The sequence below is a fragment of the Pseudomonas sp. SMN5 genome (assembly GCF_052041925.1).
In the GTDB taxonomy this organism is placed as follows: domain Bacteria; phylum Pseudomonadota; class Gammaproteobacteria; order Pseudomonadales; family Pseudomonadaceae; genus Aquipseudomonas.
On sequence record NZ_JBKGGX010000004.1, the window covers coordinates 284,603 to 300,610 of the forward strand.

At 63.1% G+C, this 16,008-nt stretch carries 17 protein-coding genes; 13 read left to right on the forward strand and 4 right to left on the reverse strand.

Annotated elements, in window-relative coordinates; all coding sequences use genetic code 11:
• Window positions 1-29 precede the first annotated feature (29 nt).
• A complete protein-coding gene (locus ACLEJR_RS06305) occupies window positions 30-506 on the reverse strand; it encodes a hypothetical protein (protein WP_440812782.1) in 477 nt (158 codons plus the stop codon).
• A 324-nt stretch (window positions 507-830) separates the two neighbouring features.
• On the opposite strand from ACLEJR_RS06305, the gene mdcA reads away from it, so the two are divergent.
• The 9 genes from mdcA (at window position 831) to madM (ending at window position 8,103) form a co-directional block, all read left to right on the forward strand.
• Entirely contained in the window at window positions 831-2,501 is a 1,671-nt protein-coding gene (gene mdcA, locus ACLEJR_RS06310; protein WP_440812784.1) for a malonate decarboxylase subunit alpha, read from the forward strand.
• Window positions 2,502-3,377, forward strand: a complete 876-nt coding sequence (locus ACLEJR_RS06315; RefSeq protein ID WP_440812785.1) for a triphosphoribosyl-dephospho-CoA synthase — start codon at window positions 2,502-2,504, stop codon at window positions 3,375-3,377.
• Window positions 3,377-3,676: a malonate decarboxylase subunit delta gene (locus ACLEJR_RS06320; RefSeq protein ID WP_245140353.1), complete on the forward strand. Its 300-nt coding sequence runs from the start codon at window positions 3,377-3,379 to the stop codon at window positions 3,674-3,676. Before ACLEJR_RS06315 ends, ACLEJR_RS06320 begins: the two co-directional genes overlap by 1 nt.
• Window positions 3,669-4,520 carry a biotin-independent malonate decarboxylase subunit beta gene (locus ACLEJR_RS06325; protein WP_440812787.1) on the forward strand — a complete coding sequence of 284 codons (852 nt, stop codon included), beginning with the start codon at window positions 3,669-3,671 and terminating at the stop codon, window positions 4,518-4,520. Before ACLEJR_RS06320 ends, ACLEJR_RS06325 begins: the two co-directional genes overlap by 8 nt.
• Entirely contained in the window at window positions 4,517-5,320 is an 804-nt protein-coding gene (gene mdcE / locus ACLEJR_RS06330; protein WP_440812789.1) for a biotin-independent malonate decarboxylase subunit gamma, read from the forward strand. The genes ACLEJR_RS06325 and mdcE overlap by 4 nt, the downstream gene beginning before the upstream one ends.
• A complete protein-coding gene (locus tag ACLEJR_RS06335; protein WP_440798161.1) occupies window positions 5,314-5,937 on the forward strand; it encodes a malonate decarboxylase holo-ACP synthase in 624 nt (207 codons plus the stop codon). Before mdcE ends, ACLEJR_RS06335 begins: the two co-directional genes overlap by 7 nt.
• Entirely contained in the window at window positions 5,934-6,854 is a 921-nt protein-coding gene (gene mdcH / locus ACLEJR_RS06340) for a malonate decarboxylase subunit epsilon (RefSeq protein ID WP_440812792.1), read from the forward strand. Before ACLEJR_RS06335 ends, mdcH begins: the two co-directional genes overlap by 4 nt.
• Window positions 6,855-6,920: 66 nt before the next feature.
• Window positions 6,921-7,337, forward strand: a complete 417-nt coding sequence (gene madL, locus ACLEJR_RS06345; RefSeq protein WP_440812793.1) for a malonate transporter subunit MadL — start codon at window positions 6,921-6,923, stop codon at window positions 7,335-7,337.
• A 1-nt stretch (window position 7,338) separates the two neighbouring features.
• Window positions 7,339-8,103, forward strand: coding sequence for a malonate transporter subunit MadM (madM, locus tag ACLEJR_RS06350; protein ID WP_440812795.1), 765 nt, complete (start codon window positions 7,339-7,341; stop codon window positions 8,101-8,103).
• Between the two features lie 113 nt (window positions 8,104-8,216).
• On the opposite strand, the gene ACLEJR_RS06355 is transcribed toward madM, so the two are convergent.
• Window positions 8,217-9,131, reverse strand: coding sequence for a LysR family transcriptional regulator (locus ACLEJR_RS06355; protein ID WP_440812797.1), 915 nt, complete (start codon window positions 9,129-9,131; stop codon window positions 8,217-8,219).
• Window positions 9,132-9,350: 219 nt separating this feature from the next.
• On the opposite strand from ACLEJR_RS06355, the gene trhA reads away from it, so the two are divergent.
• Window positions 9,351-9,968, forward strand: coding sequence for a PAQR family membrane homeostasis protein TrhA (gene trhA, locus ACLEJR_RS06360; RefSeq protein ID WP_440798151.1), 618 nt, complete (start codon window positions 9,351-9,353; stop codon window positions 9,966-9,968).
• Window positions 9,969-10,091: 123 nt separating this feature from the next.
• On the opposite strand, the gene ACLEJR_RS06365 is transcribed toward trhA, so the two are convergent.
• Window positions 10,092-10,811, reverse strand: a complete 720-nt coding sequence (locus tag ACLEJR_RS06365; protein ID WP_440812799.1) for a 16S rRNA (uracil(1498)-N(3))-methyltransferase — start codon at window positions 10,809-10,811, stop codon at window positions 10,092-10,094.
• Window positions 10,812-10,986: 175 nt separating this feature from the next.
• Window positions 10,987-12,393, reverse strand: a complete 1,407-nt coding sequence (locus tag ACLEJR_RS06370; RefSeq protein WP_440812800.1) for an adenosylmethionine--8-amino-7-oxononanoate transaminase — start codon at window positions 12,391-12,393, stop codon at window positions 10,987-10,989.
• A gap of 246 nt (window positions 12,394-12,639) precedes the next feature.
• On the opposite strand from ACLEJR_RS06370, the gene ACLEJR_RS06375 reads away from it, so the two are divergent.
• The 3 genes from ACLEJR_RS06375 (at window position 12,640) to ACLEJR_RS06385 (ending at window position 15,911) form a co-directional block, all read left to right on the forward strand.
• Window positions 12,640-14,418, forward strand: a complete 1,779-nt coding sequence (locus ACLEJR_RS06375) for a flavin monoamine oxidase family protein (RefSeq protein WP_440812802.1) — start codon at window positions 12,640-12,642, stop codon at window positions 14,416-14,418.
• A gap of 312 nt (window positions 14,419-14,730) precedes the next feature.
• Window positions 14,731-15,282, forward strand: coding sequence for a cytochrome b (locus ACLEJR_RS06380; protein WP_440812804.1), 552 nt, complete (start codon window positions 14,731-14,733; stop codon window positions 15,280-15,282).
• 32 nt (window positions 15,283-15,314) lie between these two features.
• Window positions 15,315-15,911 carry a YceI family protein gene (locus ACLEJR_RS06385; RefSeq protein ID WP_440798141.1) on the forward strand — a complete coding sequence of 199 codons (597 nt, stop codon included), beginning with the start codon at window positions 15,315-15,317 and terminating at the stop codon, window positions 15,909-15,911.
• The last annotated feature ends 97 nt before the right edge of the window (window positions 15,912-16,008 follow it).

The following is a 16,008-nucleotide window of genomic DNA, read 5'->3' on the forward strand; positions in this document are numbered from 1 at the left end:
GGGCTGGTTTCGCTGCTTCTGGGGGGGACTTACGCCGGAATCATCTCGAGGCGGATGTCGGCGAACTCCAGTCCAAAGGTCTTGCCCATCTCTGCGGCCCAAACGCCTATCTGAAGCTCATGGGATCGAGCAAACCAGTTGGATACCGGGCCGTCCACGTCCACCCATTCGCCGACGCAGGATCGCGGATGCACCCGCATGGTCACCCAGCCGCTGTGAGTGCTCTCGGTGATCAGGAAGGCGAAGCCGAGCTCCCCCGGCTGCTCTTTGATGCGATAACGGAAAGTCAGGTGAAAATGCTCGTACGCCAGCCCGGGGTCTTTGAATTCGAACTGCTTGTAAAGACCCGGAAGAAACCTGTTTTTATCGCTGGCAATGATCTCGCCCGCCCAGAAATTGTTCCGGCCGTGTTCGTCGGCTTCCAGTCGTGCATCGATTGCGCCATCACCGTCGATCCATCCGTTACGGTCTCGAGCATCGAAAGTCGTGTGATCCACATAACTCATGGTGTCCTCCAAATCTTGATGGAATTACAGCCGCATCGACCTTTCCACCGCCGGGCAAGGACAATGTCCCTAAAACATTAAGCACGTCGGATTCAGCGAGGGCTACTGTCAGAACCAACAGGTCGACTGAACTGGCCCGCCGACTAAAAATACCCGTAAGTCAGTTGCCAGTTCGTGAATTTCTATTTAAGGAAATCGAGCCCATGCCACAAAAGGCGTGCTCGACCATTACTCCAAACGTAACGATCCGGCATCGAGCTTGATTGATGCCCCCCCATGACGCTCCTAAGGTAAGCCCCACGACAGCGAACCCGTGGAGTGGTCATGACAACAACAATATCCCCCGACTCGTGCTGGACGCGGCGGCGCAGCGAGAAGCAGCGGCGGCTCGAACTGGTGAAGGGGCTTGCCGACGGTGTGGTGCTGCCCACCGACAGGATCGTCGCGGCGCTGGAGGCGTTGATCTTGCCGGGTGACCGCGTGGTGCTGGAGGGCAATAACCAGAAGCAGGCGGATTTCCTCTCGCGCTCCCTGGTGAAAGCCGATCCGTCGAAGCTCCACGACTTGCACATGATCATGCCCAGCGTCGGCCGTTCCGAGCATCTGGACCTGTTTGAACGCGGCATCGCCCGCAAGCTGGATTTTTCCTTCGCCGGCACCCAGAGCCTGCGCATCAGCCAGTTGCTCGAAGACGGCCTGCTGGAAGTCGGGGCGATCCACACCTACATCGAACTCTATGCGCGGCTGGTGGTGGACCTGATCCCCAACGTGGTGCTTTCCGCCGGGTTCATGGCCGACCGCGCCGGCAATATCTACACCGGCCCGAGCACCGAGGACACCCCGGCGTTGATCGAGCCGGCGGCCTTCAGCGATGGCATCGTCATTGTCCAGGTCAACCAACTGGTGGACGACGTCAGTGACCTGCCGCGAGTGGACATCCCGGCGTCCTGGGTGGATTTCGTGGTGGTGGCCGACAAGCCGTTCTACATCGAGCCGCTGTTCACCCGCGACCCCCGGCATATCAAGCCAGTACACGTACTGATGGCGATGATGGCGATCCGTGGGATCTACGAAAAACACAACGTCCAGTCCCTCAACCACGGCATCGGATTCAACACCGCCGCTATCGAGTTGATTCTGCCGACCTACGGCGAATCCCTGGGCCTGAAGGGTAAGATCTGCCGCAACTGGACGCTCAATCCGCACCCGACCCTGATCCCGGCCATCGAGAGCGGCTGGGTCGACAGCGTGCATTGCTTCGGCACCGAACTGGGCATGGAGCACTACATCGCCGCCCGGCCTGACGTGTTCTTCACCGGGCATGACGGCTCGCTGCGCTCAAACCGGATGGTCTGCCAATTGGCCGGGCAGTACGCGGTGGACCTGTTCATCGGCGCCACGTTGCAGGTAGACGGCGATGGTCATTCTTCCACCGTCACCCGTGGTCGTCTGGCCGGATTCGGTGGCGCACCGAACATGGGCCATGAGCCACGCGGTCGCCGCCACGGCACGCCAGCGTGGCTCGACATGCGCCACGGCGATGGCGAGGCTCCCTTGCTGGAGCGTGGCAAGAAACTGGTGGTGCAGATGGTCGAGACCTTTCAGGAGGGCGGCAAGCCAACCTTCGTCGACACGCTCGACGCGGTGGACGTGGCGAAGAAAGCCGGCATGCCCCTGGCGCCGATCATGATCTACGGCGACGACGTCACCCACCTGCTCACCGAAGAAGGCATCGCCTACCTGTACAAGGCCCGTTCGCTGGAAGAGCGTCAGGCGATGATCGCGGCCGTGGCCGGGGTCACTGCCATCGGCCTGCGGCATAACCCCAAGGACACCGCGCGGATGCGCCGCGAAGGCTTGATCGCCTTGCCCGAAGACCTCGGCATCCGCCGCACCGACGCCACCCGCGAGTTGCTCGCGGCCAAGAGCGTGGCCGATCTGGTGGAGTGGTCCGGTGGCCTCTACAACCCGCCCGCCAAGTTCAGGAGCTGGTAAATGCACGCACTCAACTGGCAATCCAAAGCGCTATCGCTGTCCGAGCGCCTGGCGGACCTGACGGTCGACGCGCTGATCGACGAAGCCGACCTGTCACCCAAACCGGCCCTGGTGGACCGTCGTGGCAGCGGTGCCCATACCGATCTCCACCTGGGGCTGATGCATGCTTCGGCGCTGTCGCTGTGGCCGGCGTTCAAGGAAATGGCCGAGGCCGCCATCGATTACGCTGACATCGGCCTGCCGTTGCGCGAAGCCCTTGGACGGATCGGCCGTGAAGGCGAAGCCGCGATGCTCGCCACCACCGGCGGGGTGAACACCCACCGCGGCGCGATCTGGGCCTTGGGCCTGCTGGTCGCCGCCGCGGCGCTGGAACCTAAATCCAGCGCCGCTGGCGCAGTCACTTTGCGCGCCGCCCGCCTGGCCTTGCTCGACGACCGCTACGCACCAAAACCCATGAGCCATGGCGCCCAGGTTGCCCAGCGCTACGGTGTGCGCGGCGCCCGTGAAGAAGCCCAGCTGGCGTTCCCGGCCGTGACCGGCCTGGGCCTGCCGCAACTCAAGCGCAGCCGTGCGGCGGGGGCCGGAGAGCAGAACGCCCGGCTCGATGCGTTGCTGGCGATCATGACCACCCTGGCTGACACCTGCGTGCTGTATCGCGCCGGCGAAGCGGGTTTGCAAGCCATGCAACAAGGCGCCAGAGCCGTGCTCGATGCCGGTGGAAGTGCAAGTCTGGGCGGTCGTCGCCAACTGCACGCGCTGGACCAACAATTGATTGCTTTGAACGCCTCGCCCGGCGGTGCGGCCGACCTGCTCGCCGCCTGCCTGCTGCTCGACCGGATCGAGCGCGGCGATGGCCTCTGCCCAGGAGTGTGCTGATGCAAACCTTATCCTTTGAATTTCCCGCCGGGCAGCCGCCACGGGGCCGGGCGCTGGTGGGCTGTGTCGGCTCCGGTGACCTGGAAGTGCTGATCGAACCGGGCCTGGCCGGCAAGTTGACCATCCAGGTGCAAACCTCGGTCAACGGCAGCGAGCAGCGTTGGCAGCATCTCTTTTCGCGCATGTTCGACGGCCAGGTGCCGCCGGCACTGTCCATCGATATCCATGATTTTGGCGCCACGCCTGGCGTGGTGCGTCTGCGCCTGGAGCAAGGCTTCGAGGAGATCGGCCATGACTGACAGCGCCGCATTATTGAACAAGCACAGCTTCGTCGAGCTGGGCGCCCGGCAACGCGCCAAGGCGTTGTTGGACGATGGCACGTTCCGCGAGTTGCTCGACCCGTTCCAGCGGGTCATGTCGCCCTGGCTGTTGCGCCAGGGCGTGGTGCCGCAGAGCGATGACGGCGTGGTGATCGCCAAGGGCAGCCTCGACGGTTTGCCGGTGGTCCTCGCCGCCATCGAAGGTGCTTTCCAGGGCGGCAGCCTGGGCGAGGTCGGCGGGGCGAAGATTGCCGGCGCCCTGGAACTGGCCGCCGAAGACAACCGTAACGGCATCCCGACCCGGGCCGTGTTGCTGCTGGAAACCGGTGGCGTGCGTTTGCAGGAAGCCAACCTGGGGCTGGCAGCGATTGCCGAGATCCATTCGGCGATTGTCGACCTGCGCCAGTACCAACCGGTGGTCGGCGTGGTGGCCGGCAGTGTCGGCTGTTTCGGCGGCATGTCTATCGCCGCCGGGCTGTGCAGCTATTTGCTGGTGACCCGGGAGGCACGGCTGGGCCTGAACGGCCCGCAAGTCATCGAGCAGGAAGCCGGGCTCGACGAATACGACTCCCGCGACCGGCCCTTCATCTGGAGCCTGACCGGCGGCGAGCAGCGTTTTGCCAGCGGTTTGGTGGACCGTTATGTGGCCGATGACGTGGCGCGGATCCGCCAGGAGGTCAGCCAGTTGCTGCATCAGGGTGTGCCGTCCGTACATCGCAGTGGCCAAGCCGAGTGGTTCCTGCAACGCCTGGCTCAGTTGGACACCGGCATGCAAATCGAACCGGCAGCGGTTCGCCAGTTGTATCAGGGAGAACGTCCATGAGTGCTTATTCATTGCGCGGCTTGCGCTGGTTCGAAGCCCTGAGCGGCAACGCCCTGCCGATCCAAGGATTGCCCGCGTCGTTGAAGGTCGCCGATGTCCGATTGGGCGAACAACAGGTACGGTTGCTGGCGGTGGTGGCCGATCCTGACAACCGCTTCCCGCGGGCTCGCAACGGCGAAGTCGGCTTGCTGGAAGGCTGGGGCCTGGCAAAAGCAGTGGGTGACGCCATTGCCGCCGACCGCGATGCGCCGAGCAAACGACCCTTGATCGCTATCGTTGATGTGCCGAGCCAGGCGTATGGCCGGCGTGAAGAAGCCCTGGGCATCCATCAGGCGCTGGCCGGTGCTGCGGACAGCTACGCCCGCGCTCGATTGGCCGGGCATCCGGTGATCGGCCTGCTGGTGGGCAAGGCGATGTCCGGTGCATTCCTTGCCCACGGCTATCAGGCCAACCGGCTGATTGCACTGCGCGATCCGGGGGTGATGGTCCACGCCATGGGCAAGGCGTCGGCGGCGCGGGTGACCTTGCGCAGCGTCGAAGAACTTGAGGCGCTGGCCGCCAGCGTGCCGCCGATGGCGTATGACATCGACAGTTTTGCCAGCCTGGGCTTGTTGTGGGAAACCCTGTCGGTCGAGCAGATCGAGCAACCGCTGGCGAGTGACCTGGCGCGGGTGATCAATTGCCTGCAACAGGCGATCAACGACGTTCTAGGAGCACCGCGAGACTTGAGAAGCCGTCTGGGCGCGTCTCACCGAGCGGCCTCCAGCACCGTTCGCCAGTTGCTGAGGGCGCAGTGGTGAATCATTTCCTGGCCCATGACCTGCTCTGGGGGATGACGCCGGAGCGGTTGCCGGCGGATGCGCCGCAGTGGGTGGGCGAATCCCTGGGCCTCGGGCAACCGGTGGTTGTGCGGCGGGCGGTGGTGGCGCCGGGGCAGATTGCGGTGGGCGTGCGCGGGCGATTCCGGGAACAACGCTACGCCACGTCGATGCCGTTGTCTGCCGTCGTGCGGCGGATGCGCCCGGAAGACTTGTGTCACGTCGCCTTTCGCCGAGACGTGCCGGCGCTGCTAGCGCTGTCACGCCTGCGTCCGCTGCTCGATAGTTGCGGCTGGATCTGGGGCGTCAGCGGCAGCGCCGGCTTCGAACTCGCCAGTGGCATTAGAGCATTGCATGACCGCAGTGACCTGGACCTGATCCTGCGTACGCCGCAGCCGTTGGATCGCGCTCAGGCCAGGGAACTGCTGGCGCAACTGGACGATTCGGTATGTTCCGTGGACATGCAGTTGCAGACGCCATTCGGCGCCGTCGCCCTGCGCGAGTGGGCAGGCGTGTCACAGCGGGTGTTGCTCAAGGATGATGTCCAGGCCCGGTTGGTGAAGGATCCCTGGCAGCCGTCGCTGGAGTGCGTCGCATGAGCAGCCTCTTGGTGTTCCCCGGCCAAGGGGCGCAACGGCCCGGCATGCTCCATGACCTGTCGCTTCAGGTACTGGACCAGGCAAGTGATGTGCTTGGCGAAGACGTCCGGCAACTGGACAGTGCCGCAGCGCTGCAATCGACCCGCGCCGTGCAGTTGTGCCTGTTGATTGCCGGCGTGGCGGCGTCCCGTCGCTTGCTGGAACAGGCGCCTGTGCCGGACTACGTGGCGGGGCTGTCCATCGGTGCGTATCCGGCGGCGGTCGTCGCCGGTGCCCTGGGATTCGAAGACGCGTTGCGGCTGGTCAGCCTGCGGGGCGAACTGATGCAGCAGGCCTATCCGAAAGGCTATGGCATGACTGCAATCATCGGCTTGGATCTTGCTGCAGTCGAAGCGTTACTGGCCCAGGTACATAGCGACACGACACCGGTCTACCTGGCCAATATCAATGCCGATAACCAGGTGGTCATCGCCGGCAGCGACGAGGCCATGGGGCTGGTTGCCAGCAGGGCCCGAAGCCAGGGCGCCGCCAAGGCGTGCCGGTTGGCGGTGAGCGTTCCCTCCCATTGCCCGCTACTGGAGGCCCCGGCGCGGGCGTTGGCGGCAGCCTTTGCCGACGTGACATTGAAGACCCCGGCCATGGGCTATCTCAGCGGTAGTCGTGCACGGCCGGTGATCAAGACCGAGGCCTTGCGCGACGACCTGGCCTTCAACATGTGCCGGGTCGTCGATTGGCGCGGCACGGTGCAAAGCGCCTACGAGCGAGGCGTGCGGCTCCAGATCGAACTGCCGCCCGGTGCGGTGCTCACCGGGCTGGCACGCCGGGTGTTCGAGCAAGGTACGGTCATTGCCTTCGACGGCGCCCGGCTCGATACCCTGCAAGCGCTATTGCGTGAGGAGGGAAGCCGCCAACCCTAGACCACCGACTCAGGCTGCGAAATACAAGAACAACAATTTCGGCGATGCATTTTGAGGACTATGACAATGATTATTTACGGTGTGGCGCTGTTGGCGATCTGTACGCTGACAGGGGTGATCCTGGGCGACCTGCTCGGCGTGTTGCTGGGCGTCAAATCCAACGTGGGCGGGGTCGGCATTGCGATGATCCTGCTGATCTGCGCGCGGTTATGGATGCACAAGCGCGGCGGCATGACCAAGGACTGCGAGATGGGCGTGGCCTTCTGGGGCGCCATGTACATTCCGGTGGTGGTGGCGATGGCCGCGCAACAGAACGTGGTCACGGCGCTGCACGGCGGCCCGGTGGCGGTGTTGGCAGCCATCGGTTCGGTGGTGCTCTGCGGTTGCACCATCGCGCTGATCAGCCGGACTCACAAAGGCGACCCGTTGCCCGATGAGCCGACTGAAGACATGCCCCTCGGCACGCCGGTAGGAGGTCGCTGACATGTGGAATCTCATCGAGAAAGGCCTGGAACATAACGGTCTGATCACGGCGTTCGCCTTCGTCGGCGTGATCATGTGGGTGTCGGTGATCCTGTCCAGGCGCCTGACGTTCGGACGGGTCCACGGCTCGGCGATTGCCATCGTCATTGGCCTGGTGTTGGCCTGGGTCGGCGGCACCATGACCGGTGGGCAGAAGGGCCTGGCAGATCTGTCGCTGTTTTCCGGCATCGGCCTGATGGGCGGCGCCATGCTGCGCGACTTCGCCATCGTTGCCACCGCGTTCGAAGTGCAGGCCACCGAAGCGAAGAAGGCCGGAATGATCGGGGTGATCGCGCTGCTGCTGGGTACGATTTTGCCGTTCATTGTCGGTGCGAGCATTGCCTGGCTGTTCGGCTATCGCGACGCGGTGAGCATGACCACCATCGGCGCGGGTGCGGTGACTTATATCGTCGGGCCGGTGACCGGCGCGGCGATTGGCGCGACGTCTGATGTGATGGCGCTGTCGATTGCCACCGGGCTGATCAAGGCGATCATCGTGATGGTCGGCACGCCCATGGCGGCACGTTGGATGGGGCTGGATAATCCGCGCTCGGCGATGGTGTTCGGCGGGTTGGCCGGCACGGTGAGCGGTGTGACGGCGGGCCTGGCGGCGACGGACCGGCGGTTGGTGCCCTATGGCGCGCTGACCGCGACGTTCCATACCGGGCTCGGGTGCTTGCTGGGGCCTTCGCTGTTGTACTTCATTGTTCGCGGGATTGTTGGCTAAGCAGCACTGCTTTTGTGGCGAGGGAGCTTGCTCCCGCTTGGGTGCGAAGCGCCCACCAAAGCGGGGCCCGCTTCACGGTCCAGCGGGAGCAAGCTCCCTCGCCACAGGATCTCTCAAGCCTGGCGATTGGCATACATCCGGCACTCGGCCAGCAGCGCCAGCAGATTCGGATCGCGCTCCTTGGCCTTGAGGAACACCACGCCGATGTGCTGCTGCAACCGATACTTTTCCTGCAATGGGATCAGCTTCACCCGGTTCTCATACACCGCCGCGATCCGTCCCGGCAGCAATGCGTAACCCACCCCGGAGCTGACCATGCTCAGCAGGGTGAAGATGTCGTTGACCTGCATTGCCACCTTCGGTTCGAACCCCGCCTGCTTGAACACCCGGATCCCGTCCTGGTGCGTGGCGAAGCCCTGGGTCAAGGTGATGAACGTCTCGTCGCGCACCTCGGCCAGGTCGACTTCGTTTCGTTGGGCGAAGGGCGAGTCAGCCGGCGTGGCGAGGAAGATGTCATCGGAAAACAACGCGATGTGCTCGCAGTCCGGGTCGTTGATGCTGTCGTCCAAGGACACCAGGATCGCGTCCACTTCCATGTTCTTGAGCTTGTAGAGCAGGTCGATGTTCGAACCCATGATCAGGTCGATGTTGAGTTCGCTGCGACGGATCTTCAGGCCCATGATCAGCTGCGGCACGGTCTTGACCGTCAGCGAGTACAGCGAGCCAAGCTTGAAGCGCTCCGCGGAAAAACCGGCGGCCTCGCGGGTCAGGCGTACGCTTTCGACCACGTCATGGATAAGTTTCTGCGCCCGCTCCTCCAGCACATAAGCGCTTTCCAGCGGCGTCAGGTTACGGCCTTCGTGCTTGAACAAAGGACAACGCAAGGCACTCTCCAGGGAGTGAATCGCCCGGTGCACGCTGACATTGCTGGTCTGCAACTCGGTCGCCGCCCGCGCCAAGTTCCCGGTGCGCATGAAGGCCAGGAACACCTCCAGTTTCTTCAGGGTCAATTCTTCGTCGATCAGCATGGGGCTGGCTCTTGGTCGTATCGTTTGATTGTGCCTCAATAGCCCATGGGAGCAAGGCTTGCCCGCGATAGCGATGTTTCAGTCGATGGAGATGTTGGCTGTGAGGCCGCCATCGCGAGCAAGCTTTGCTCCCACAGGTAGACGCGCCGCAAGCCATTGCACTTTTGCGCCGCAGGCCTGAGTCTTGGCGGCTGGCTCGATATGGAGGATCAGGATTCGATGTATCACGGGGAACGACTCAACGCCTGGACCCATTTGGTCGGGGCGATCGCGGCGTTTATCGGTGGGGTGTGGCTGGTGGTGATGGCCGGGCTGACTGGTGATCCCTGGAAGATCGTCAGCGTGGCGATCTACGGGTTCACTTTGCTGGTGCTGTACAGCGCTTCGACGGTTTACCACAGCGTGCGCGGGCGCCGCAAAGCGATCATGCAGAAGGTCGATCACTTTTCGATCTACCTGTTGATCGCCGGGAGCTACACGCCGTTTTGCCTGGTGACCTTGCGCGGGCCGTGGGGCTGGAGTCTGTTCGGGATTGTCTGGGGGCTGGCGCTGATCGGGATCCTGCAGGAGATCAAGCCGCGATCCGAAGCACGCATCCTGTCGATCGTGATCTACGCCGTGATGGGCTGGATCGTGCTGGTGGCAGTCAAGCCATTGCTGGCGGCCCTGGGCAGCGCCGGGTTTGCCTGGCTGGCCTCGGGCGGCGTGTTGTACACCGTGGGCATCATCTTCTTCGCCCTCGACAACCGCCTGCGCCATGCCCATGGCATCTGGCATCTGTTCGTGATCGCTGGCAGCCTGCTGCACTTTGTGGCGATTGTGCTGTATGTACTCTGAACACCGCTAAACCCGTGTGGGAGCGAGCCTGCTCGCGATGGCGGTGGGTCAGTCGACATTTAGGCTGGCTGACCCACCGCCATCGCGAGCAGGCTCGCTCCCACAAGGGATAACCACCCGATTTTAGAAATCCCCCCACAACTGCTGCGCCACCGCCAGGGCCACCACCGGCGCGGTTTCGGTGCGCAGCACGCGAGGGCCGAGGCGGGCGGCGTGGTAGCCGGCGGACTTGGCCTGTTCGACCTCGGCCTCCGACAAACCGCCCTCGGGGCCGATCAGGAAGGCCAACGTCTGTGGCCTGGCATGGCTGACCAGCGGCTCGGCCACCGGGTGCAGCACCAGCTTCAGCCCGGCCTCGGTCTGCTTCAGCCAGTCGGCCAGCAGCAGCGGCGGATGGATCACCGGCACGGTCGAGCGCCCGCATTGCTCGCAAGCGCTGATTGCCACTTGGCGCCAGTGCAGCAGGCGTTTGTCGGCCCGTTCATCCTTGAGGCGCACTTCGCAGCGTTCGCTGAAAATCGGCGTGATCTCGTTCACCCCCAGTTCCGTGGCCTTCTGGATCGCCCAGTCCATCCGCTCACCCCGGGACAGCCCCTGACCAAGGTGAATGTGCAGCGGCGATTGCGGTTGTCCGTCGAACTGCTCGTTCAGTTGAACCCGCACCTGCTTCTTGCCGACTTCGGCCAGCACACCCAGGAATTCCTGGCCCGAACCGTCGAACACTTGCACCGCGTCCCCTTCGGCCATGCGCAACACCCGGCTGATGTAATGGGCCTGGGCCTCGGGCAACTCGTGTTCGCCGAGGCTCAGCGGGGTGTCGATGAAGAAGCGGGACAGTCTCATGTTGGTTCTCTGTTGAATCGGGGGATGGCATTGTTATTTTGATCGAGCGCTTTTGTGGCGAGGGAGTTTGCTCCCGCTGGGCTGCGAAGCGGCCCCATTTCTTGCGATTGCCGCGCACTGGTGCGCCAGCCCGGTCGAGCGGGAGCAAGCTCCCTCGCCACAGGGAAACCTGTGGTCAGCCCGGATCGCGATAACCCGGATGAAAGTCTTTCGGCACCGCCACGCTGACCTTGTCCCGGATCGCAATGTCGATGCCTTCGCTGGCGACTTCGGCCAGGAAGTCGATCTGCTCGGGGGTGATGACATACGGTGGCAGGAAATACACCACGCTGCCCAGCGGCCGCAGCAACGCGCCACGCTCCAGCGCATGCTGGAACACCGTCAGGCCGCGTCGCTCCTGCCAGGGATAGGCGGTCTTGCTGGCTTTGTCCTTGACCATCTCGATCGCCAGCACCATGCCGGTCTGGCGCACTTCGGCCACGTTCGGATGATCGGCCAGGTGCGCGGTGGCGTTCGCCATGTGCTGGGCCAAAGCCTGGTTGTTCTGGATGACGTTGTCTTCTTCGAAGATATCCAGCGTCGCCAGGGCTGCCGCGCAGGCCAGCGGGTTACCGGTGTAGCTGTGGGAATGCAGGAAGGCGCGCAGGGTCGGGTAGTCGTCGTAGAAGGCGCTGTAGACCTCGTCGGTGGTCAGGCACGCCGCCAGCGGCAAGTAGCCGCCGGTCAGGGCCTTGGACAGGCACAGGAAATCCGGGGTGATCCCGGCCTGCTCGCAGGCGAACATCGTCCCGGTGCGCCCGAAACCGACGGCGATTTCGTCGTGGATCAGGTGCACGCCGTAGCGGTCGCAGGCCTCGCGCAATAACTTGAGATAGACCGGGTGATACATGCGCATGCCGCCGGCGCCCTGGATCAGCGGTTCGACGATCACCGCCGCGACGCTGTCGTGGTGCTCGGCGAGCGTCTGCTCCATGGCAGCGAACATCGTGCGCGAATGCTCTTCCCAGCTCACCCCTTCGGGCCGGTGGTAACAATCGGGGCTCGGCACCTTGAGGGTGTCCAGCAGCAGCGCCTTGTAGGTCTCGGTGAACAGCGGCACATCACCCACTGACATCGCCGCGATGGTTTCGCCGTGGTAGCTGTTGCTCAGGGTGACGAAGCGCTTCTTGGTAGAGCAGCCACGGTTGGCCCAGTAATGAAAGCTCATCTTCATTGCCACTTCGATGCACGATGAGCCGTTATCGGCGTAGAAGCACCGGGTCAGGCCTTCGGGTGTCATCTGCACCAGGCGTTCGGACAGTTCGATCACGGGCTGATGGCTGAAGCCGGCGAGGATCACATGCTCGAGTTGGTCGACCTGATCCTTGATCCGCTGGTTGATGCGCGGGTTGGCGTGGCCGAACACATTGACCCACCAGGAGCTGACGGCGTCGAGGTAGCGCTTGCCTTCGAAGTCTTCCAGCCACACGCCTTCGCCGCGCTTGATCGGGATCAGCGGCAGCTGTTCGTGGTCTTTCATCTGGGTGCAGGGATGCCACAGCACCGCGAGGTCTCGTTGCATCCACTGGTTATTCAGGCCCATGTACAGTCTCCTCGAGGTGGCTCGCGGCGGGCGCGGGCAAAACAATCGCGCAAGCCTATGCAATGCCGGCCCGGGGAACAACCCATTGTGTCGATCACGCTACTTTGGAGCAGGCGATAGACGTCGCTGGCGGCGTTTTGATGGCTGACGTATTCTTCGCCGTTCCTGGGCCGACTGGCTCGAAATACCGCGGGCCGACTGGCTCGAAACCGAAATTTCCTACGTTTTAAAACCGGAGTTCCCTGAATGTCTGCTGGTTGGCTGCGCGCCTGTGCGCTGGTGATGATAGGGCTGTTCAGCGTTTCGGCGCTGGCCAAGGACAAACAACCGACGGCGATTGTCATCGGTGGCGGCCTGGCGGGCCTCACGGCGGCCTATGAGTTGCAGAACAAGGGCTGGGCGGTGACGTTGCTGGAAGCCAAGCAGGACCTGGGCGGACGCTCGGGCATGGCCACCAGCGAATGGATCGGCAATGAAAAGACTCAGCCGGTGCTCAACAAATATGTCTCGACCTTCAAGCTGAGCACCACCCCGGCCCCGGAATTCGTGCGCACCCCCAGCTACCTGATCGACGGCACCTACTTCACCGCCGCCGACCTGGCGACCAAGCAACCCGCCACGGCCGAGGCTCTCAAGCGCTACGAAACCACCCTGGACGACCTGGCGCGTTCCATTGACGATCCGCTGAATCCGGCCGCCACCAGCACCTTGCATTCACTGGACCAGATCACCGTGTCCAACTGGCTCGACCGTTTGCAGTTACCGGCCACCGCGCGGCAGCTGGTGAACCAGGAAATCCGTACCCGTTTTGACGAACCGTCGCGCCTGTCGCTGTTGTATTTCGCGCAGCAGAGCCGGGTCTATCGTGGCGTGTCCGACCGTGACCTGCGGGCCTCGCGCCTGCTGGGCGGCAGCCCGGTGCTGGCCCAGGCGTTCGTCAAACAGTTGAAAACCATCAAGACCAACTCGCCGGTCTCGGCGATCTCTCAGGACAAGGACGGCGTGACCGTCAAGGTCGGCAGCGTCGGCTACCAGGCGGACTACGTCGTGCTGGCGGTGCCGTTGCGCGCCCTGAACAAGATCCAGCTGACCCCGGCCCTGGATGCCCAGCACCAGGGCGCGATCAAGGGCACCAACTACGGCTGGCGCGACCAGATCATGCTCAAGTTCAAGACCCCGGTCTGGGACAGCAAGGCGCGCATGTCCGGTGAGATCTACAGCAACACCGGGCTGGGCATGATGTGGATCGAGCCGGCCCTGAAGGGCGGCGCCAACGTGGTCATCAACCTTTCCGGCGATAACGCCCGGGTGATGCAGGCGTTCGGCGACAAACAGATGGTCGACCAGGTCCTCATCCGCCTGCACGCTTTCTATCCACAGGCCCGTGGTGCCTTTACCGGGTATGAGATTCGTCGCTACAGCACCGATCCGTCCATGGGCGGCTCGTACCTGGCCTTTGGCCCGGGCCAGATCAGCAAATACTGGCGGCTGTGGGAAAAACCGTTGCAGCGCGTAGCCTTTGCCGGCGAACACACCGACAGCCTGTATCCAGGCACCCTGGAAGGCGCATTGCGCAGCGGTCAACGGGCAGCCAGCCAGGTTGAAGACCTGGCGGCCGGCAAATCCTTCGAGCCTGCCAAGGTTGCCCCGGCGGCGACCGCAGCAGCGGCCGGTGCGGTGGCGGCGAAGAAGGGCAACTTCTTCAGCAACCTGTTCGGTGGCTCCGATGACGAGAAGAAGCCAGAACCGGTCAAGGCCCCGGAACCGGTAGCGCCACCGCCGGCACCTGCTCCAGCACCTGCGCCAGCCCCGGCACCGGTAGAGCCGCCGAAACCTGCGGCGCCGGTGAAAGCTGAACCTGCCAAGAAGGCGGCGGCTAAACCAGCGGCTAAAAAAACCGCGGCCAAGCCCGAGGCGAAAAAAGCCCCGGCCAAGGCCCCGGTGAAAAAGGCTGAACCGGCGAAGAAGCCCGCGGCCAAGCCGGCTGCAACGACACCGGCAGCGACTGAGACCAAGGCTCAGTAAGGCTGGGGGAATAGAAAAAACGCGGCGAGTCAGCCGCGTTTTTTATTGCCTGGAATAACGTCATCGCGAGCAAGCTCGCTCCCACAGGGACCGCGTTCGGCCAGTCACCACGGGCCATTGTGGGAGCGAGCCTGCTCGCGATGAGGCCGTCCCGGTCAAACTGATATCACAGCCTGTATTCCCGTTAATCTTTCCTTAACCGACCCCAACCAAACTGATGATCGTATTTCTCGATATTTCAAAGCGAAATTTTCCGCTTTAATTCGATAGATAAGCGGCTATCTTGATCGCAGTTTTTACAGGATATGAGCAATGCAGCTACGCAACTCTTCTTCTCGCTATGGCTGGGTCAGCATCGTCTTGCACTGGGGCGTAGCGCTGGCGGTGTACGGGCTGTTCGCGCTGGGCCTGTGGATGGTTGGCCTGGACTACTACAGCACCTGGCGCAAAGACGCGCCGGACTTGCACAAGAGCATCGGCCTGGTGTTGCTGGCGGTCATGTTGCTGCGGGTGATCTGGCGCTTGGTCAGCCCACCGCCGCCGACCCTGCAAACCTATGGTCGCCTGACTCGCGTCAGCGCCAAGCTCGGCCATAGTGCCCTGTATCTCGGGTTGTTCGCCGTGATGATTGCCGGTTACCTGATTTCCACCGCAGACGGTGTCGGGATCCCAGTGTTTGGCCTGTTTGAAGTCCCCGCGCTGGTGTCCGGACTGCCTGACCAGGCAGACGTGGCCGGCGAGATTCACCTGTACCTGGCCTGGGCGCTGGTCATTTTTTCCGGCCTCCATGCGTTGGCAGCATTGAAACACCACTTTATCGACCGTGACGCGACCCTCAAGCGCATGCTGGGGCGCCAAGCCTGATGTTCAACCTCGACTCCAAAGGAATAGAAAACATGTTGAAAAAGACGCTCGCCGCTCTGGCAATCGGTTCCGCCCTGCTTTCCGCCGGCCAGGCCATGGCTGCCGATTACGTGGTCGACAAGGAAGGTCAGCACGCCTTCGTCGACTTCAAGATCAGTCACCTGGGCTACAGCTACATCACCGGTACCTTCAAGGACATCGACGGCAAGTTCAGTTTCGACGCCGCCAAGCCGGAAGACAGCAAGATCGAATTCAATGTCCGTACTGCCAGCGTGTTCACCAACCACGCCGAGCGCGACAAGCACATCGCCAGCGCCGACTTCCTGAACGCGGGCAAATTTGCCGACGCCAAGTTCGTTTCCACCAGCGTCAAGTCCACCGGCAAGAACGCCGATGGCAAGGAAACGGCCGACGTCACTGGCGACCTGACCCTGCTGGGCGTGACCAAGCCGGTCGTGGTCAAGGCTACCTTCCTGGGCGAAGGCAAGGATCCATGGGGCGGCTACCGTGCCGGTTTCGAAGGCACCACGACCATCAAGCGTTCCGACTTCGGCAAGCAGAAAGACCTGGGCCCATCGTCCGATGCGGTCGAGCTGTACGTTTCGTTTGAAGGTGTCAAAGCGAAGTAACCTTCGCGCCTGATAAAAAAACGCCCCTGGCCTTGCGGTCAGGGGCGTTTTTTATTGCCGTATGAATAGCTGCAAACGACCCCTGACCTCTGTGGGA